Origin of the sequence: Ferrovum myxofaciens (genome assembly GCF_000735045.1) — a bacterium.
Taxonomy (GTDB): Bacteria; Pseudomonadota; Gammaproteobacteria; order Burkholderiales; family Ferrovaceae; genus Ferrovum; species Ferrovum myxofaciens.
Map to the genome: position 1 here is coordinate 1 of NZ_JPOQ01000302.1, position 829 is coordinate 829.

1 protein-coding gene is annotated in these 829 nt (G+C 51.1%); it reads left to right on the plus strand.

Annotated features, from left to right (window positions below):
- Positions 1–129 precede the first annotated feature (129 nt).
- Complete coding sequence (locus IV91_RS0113700; RefSeq protein WP_051862745.1) at positions 130–531, plus strand: HEPN domain-containing protein; 402 nt, start codon at positions 130–132, stop codon at positions 529–531.
- Positions 532–829 lie beyond the last annotated feature (298 nt).

Consider the following 829-nt stretch of genomic DNA (forward strand, 5'->3'; position numbering starts at 1 on the left):
GACCTCTCGCGTTGAAGCAGGAAACATCTCTCGCAAGGGATATGCGGCTGGTCTTCGTAGATCAGGAATCCCTACCCTTCCCGTGCTTGCACGGCAGCCAAAAGCTGAGGGCAGGGAGGATGTCAAGCGGTGGAAGACATCAAGGCCGCAAAAATTTTGATGGATGCAGGCCAGTATCCGATTGCCTGTTTCCATGCGCAACAAGCCGCTGAAAAAGCGTTCAAGGGCTTGTTATCTGCGACAAACGATGTCGAGAAAGGACATTCTGTTTCTCGTCTGGCAAAAACGATCCACGAGCTTCAGTATGACGCGAATGAACCCTTGCCTCCCGTAGGAAAACTAGACAGATTTTATATCGCAACGCGATACCCTGATGCATTGCCAGGGTCTTCTGCAATGGATGTATTCGACATCGAGGATGCCTCAGATGCCATCAGAGTAGCCGAGCAAACCGTCCTGCTGTTGGCGAAATGGGGAAGTGAAGCGGGCATCGACATCCCTGTGGAGGCAATGGCGGCTCTTCAGAATTGACATCCTCCCTGCCCTCAGCTTTTGGCTGCCGTGCAAGCACGGGAAGGGTAGGGATTCCTGATCTACGAAGACCAGCCGCATATCCCTTGCGAGAGATGTTTCCTGCTTTGTCATCAGCAACTTGAAATTGGGCCAAAAGCAGCAGTTTGAAATTGGAAGTCAAGTCGGCTAAGGGGGGGTGATATTTATTGTGACTGTCACATAATCCAGATTCACCGAACCCTCAACTTCCCGATTCTTTCAGTGATATCGTCGCCGTAACTTTATGATCATGTTTTGCGAGGTGGGGCTTTGCCCC